Source organism: Mycobacterium sp. (genome assembly GCF_019243155.1).
In the GTDB taxonomy this organism is placed as follows: Bacteria; Actinomycetota; Actinomycetes; order Mycobacteriales; family Mycobacteriaceae; genus Mycobacterium.
In genome coordinates this window covers 1-3,289 of record NZ_JAFAUS010000052.1, presented here as the reverse complement: position 1 = coordinate 3,289, position 3,289 = coordinate 1, and the positions used below count along the sequence as shown (strand labels likewise).

Sequence of the window (3,289 nt, the reverse complement as noted above, 5' to 3'; positions counted from 1 at the left end):
GCGACTTCGATGGCGTGGATTCTCATCCACGTCCCCTCAACATCGACACCGGTCCATGCGCTGACCAGGCTCGGGTTGCGATTGATGATCGCGGTTGCCTCATGGTGGCGGCGCCGCGCATCGGTTCGCCAAGCGTCCGACATCACTGCCGCGGGCAAACTCTCGAGTTCGACGTGCAAATCGGCGAGCCTGCTGCGCACCTGTTCGCGCCAGACTGACGATCGCCGGCGTCGCATTCGCGACGTCGCCTTGGGCTCGGTGTCACCGTCTGCCGAGAAATATCTGCCGGCAACGGGTTCCGGGTTCTTTTCCGGGTTGGTGTTATGCGGACCAGTCCACTGGGGGTGCGACAGGATGCTCATTGACCGACCCCTTCGAATGCGACAGCAATAAGCAAACCCGAGCCTGTCATAACGCGTTTTGCTAGCGCATGCGTAATCGACTACTCGAATCTGCAGGAAGGCGGCGGAAACCCCCGTCAGGGATTAGCTGTCACAACCCCTGATAGCGGAGACCCGGCGACCGTCGTCGGCGCACCGGGACGCGCACTCGGTGGGACGCGCGGACCCTGGTCGAGGCGACTGGCCGCGAAGGCCGCGCCTTTGTCAATCATCGCTACGTTGGTCGAGTACGTGTCATGTGCGGCGAAATTCATTCCCTCGGAGCAGATCGGGTCCTCGGCTGCGCACACCTTGATGGTCTTGGCCTGATAGAGCGGGCCGATGGCGACCGGTGGCTCGCCGAAGAAGTTCATCGCCCGGTCGCTCGGCAACGCGAAGAGCACGACCGAGGAGATGTGGTTGGCCACCTCGGGTTCCATCGGCTTGGGCACCGTGGCCGGGTCGATCCCATTAGGTACGGCAACCGAGGTGACGAAACCCATGACGGCCGCGCCCTGCGAATAACCGCTCAGCACCATGTTGGTGTTGGGGCAGTTGTGCGCCATCGCCACGACGTGTGCACCCGCATCTCTGACGCCGGCCTCCCCGGCGCTCGTCCATTCATGAGTCGCGGGGTAGTCGACCGGATATACGTCGAACGACTTTGCGCCGACGCGCGGGCGCAGGGAGTCGACGAATGCCTGGCCGGTCGGGCCGACACCGGGTGGGTCGTCGGTGCCGCGGGCGAAGAGCACCTGCACGTCCGGACACGCATCGGCGGCGGCGGAGGGGAGGGCAAGCCCGAAGGTCGAAGCGGCAGCACCCGACGCCGCGACGATCGCAGGAGCAAGGAGACGAGGGCTGTGACGTGCGGTCATGCCGCTGTGTGCCCGGCAATCTGACTTCTAAACCGCGATTTTTAACCGCGCCGACCTGCCGCAAGTGGTGCCCTCGGTGAGATTCGAACTCACACTGGACGGGTTTTGAATCCGTTTCCTCTGCCAGTTGGGATACGAGGGCTTACCCGGCCTCTTAACGTAGAAGCAGCCTCCCACCATAAAGGATTGAGTGAGGTTCGCCGTCTCACCGCCCCCGAGGTCGCTGGTGCGAGGCGTGCACGACACAATATCCGTCATGACAGGCCCCACGACCGACACCGACGCCGCTGTGCCGCGCCGGGTCCTGATCGCCGAAGACGAAGCCCTCATCCGGATGGATCTCGCCGAGATGCTGCGAGAGGAGGGCTACGAGATCGTCGGCGAGGCCGGCGACGGGCAGGAAGCCGTCGAGCTGGCCGAAGCCCATCGGCCCGACCTGGTGATCATGGATGTGAAGATGCCGCGTCGCGACGGGATCGACGCGGCGTCGGAGATTGCCAGCAAACGGATCGCGCCGATCGTCGTGCTGACGGCATTCAGCCAGCGCGACCTGGTCGAGCGTGCCCGCGACGCCGGCGCCATGGCGTACCTGGTGAAGCCCTTCACGATCAGCGACCTGATCCCGGCCATCGAGCTGGCCGTCAGCCGCTTCAGCGAGATCGCCGAGCTGGAACGCGAGGTCGCGACGCTGTCCGAACGGCTGGAGACCCGCAAGGTCGTCGAACGTGCCAAGGGCCTGCTGCAGACCAAACAGGGCATGACCGAGCCCGAGGCCTTCAAGTGGATTCAGCGCGCCGCGATGGACCGCCGGACCACCATGAAGCGGGTGGCCGAAGTCGTCTTGGAGACGCTCGACAAAGACGACGAGGGCTGATCGCCCGTCGAGTGTGCGCTCACGGCGACGGCACGCCGAGCGGGGCCGCCGCAATTGCACACTCGAGGCAGGAAGAGTCTGAAAAGCCCTAACGGGCCACTATCACCGACGAGCCGTGCCCGAACAGGCCCTGGTTGGCGGTGACGCCGACGGTGGCGCCCTCCACCTGACGGCCGGTGGCCTGACCCCGCAGCTGCCAAGTCAACTCGCAGACCTGCGCTATCGCCTGGGCGGGAATCGCCTCGCCGAAGCATGCCAGGCCGCCCGACGGGTTGACCGGCACCCGGCCCCCGATGGTGGTCGCGCCGCTGCGCAGCAGTTCCTCGGCTTCTCCCTTGGGGCACAACCCCAGGTGTTCGTACCAGTCGAGCTCAAGGGCGGTGGACAGGTCGTAGACCTCGGCCAGGCTCACGTCCTCGGGTCCGATGCCCGCTTCCGCGTAGGCCGCATCCAGGATCTGGTCCTTGAACACCCGATCGGGGCCGGACACCACCGCGGTGGAATCCGTTGCGATGTCGGGCAATTCGGGCAGGTGTTGCGGATAGCGCGGGGTGACCGTGCTGACCGCGCGCACCGACGGCACGCCGTCGAGCGAGCCGAGATGCTTGCGGGCGAAATCCGCGCTGGCCACGATCAGCGCGGCCGCGCCGTCGGAGGTGGCGCAGATGTCCAACTGCCGCAACGGGTCCGCGACGACCGGGCTGGCGAACACGTCTTCGGCCGACGCCTCCTTGCGGTAGCGGGCATTCGGGTTCTGCAGGCCGTGGCGCGAGTTCTTCACCTTCACCCCGGCGAAGTCCTGGGCTGTGGCGCCGTAGAGGTCCATCCGGCGGCGCGCCAGCAGCGCGAAGTACACCGGGTTCATCGCGCCGATGAGGTGGAAGCGCTGCCAGTCGGGGTCGTTCTTGCGTTCCCCACCGACCGGGGCGAACGCGCCCTTCGGCGTGGTGTCGGCGCCGATCACCAGCGCGACGTCGCAGAACCCGGCCAGGATCTGCGCGCGGGCGCTCTGTAGCGCCTGGGAGCCGCTGGCACAGGCGGCGTAGCTCGAGCTGACCGGCACGCCGTTCCAGCCGAGCTTCTGCGCGAACGTCGACCCGGCGATGAAGCCCGGGTAGCCGTTGCGGATGGTGTCGGCGCCGGCGACCAGCTGGATC

3 protein-coding genes, 1 tRNA gene and 1 pseudogene are annotated in these 3,289 nt (G+C 66.6%); 1 reads left to right on the top strand and 4 read right to left on the bottom strand.

From position 1 onward, the window contains the following. The 3 genes and pseudogenes from JOZ00_RS02655 to JOZ00_RS02645 form a co-directional block, all read right to left on the bottom strand. Window positions 1–362, bottom strand: a pseudogene (locus JOZ00_RS02655) (hypothetical protein); the annotation flags it as partial. Between the two features lie 116 nt (window positions 363–478). Then, the gene (locus tag JOZ00_RS02650) at window positions 479–1,258 is read right to left on the bottom strand and encodes a cutinase family protein (RefSeq protein ID WP_293339234.1); all 780 of its coding nucleotides are present in this window, start codon (window positions 1,256–1,258) and stop codon (window positions 479–481) included. Between the two features lie 65 nt (window positions 1,259–1,323). Next, window positions 1,324–1,400: transfer RNA gene (locus tag JOZ00_RS02645), tRNA-Leu, on the bottom strand. Between the two features lie 114 nt (window positions 1,401–1,514). Here JOZ00_RS02645 and JOZ00_RS02640 point away from each other — a divergent pair. Next, window positions 1,515–2,132: an ANTAR domain-containing response regulator gene (locus JOZ00_RS02640; protein ID WP_293339232.1), complete on the top strand. Its 618-nt coding sequence runs from the start codon at window positions 1,515–1,517 to the stop codon at window positions 2,130–2,132. Window positions 2,133–2,220: 88 nt separating this feature from the next. Here the strand turns inward: JOZ00_RS02640 and JOZ00_RS02635 are convergent. Continuing rightward, window positions 2,221–3,289, bottom strand: a 1,069-nt coding sequence (locus JOZ00_RS02635) for a lipid-transfer protein (protein ID WP_293339231.1), incomplete at its 5' end; no start/stop codon positions are given.

Excerpts from the sequence above, each read along its gene's own strand:
- JOZ00_RS02650 (WP_293339234.1), bottom strand. The coding sequence starts at position 1,258 with ATGACCGCACGTCACAGCCCTCGTCTCCTTGCTCCTGCGATCGTCGCG.
- JOZ00_RS02640 (WP_293339232.1), top strand. The coding sequence starts at position 1,515 with ATGACAGGCCCCACGACCGACACCGACGCCGCTGTGCCGCGCCGGGTC.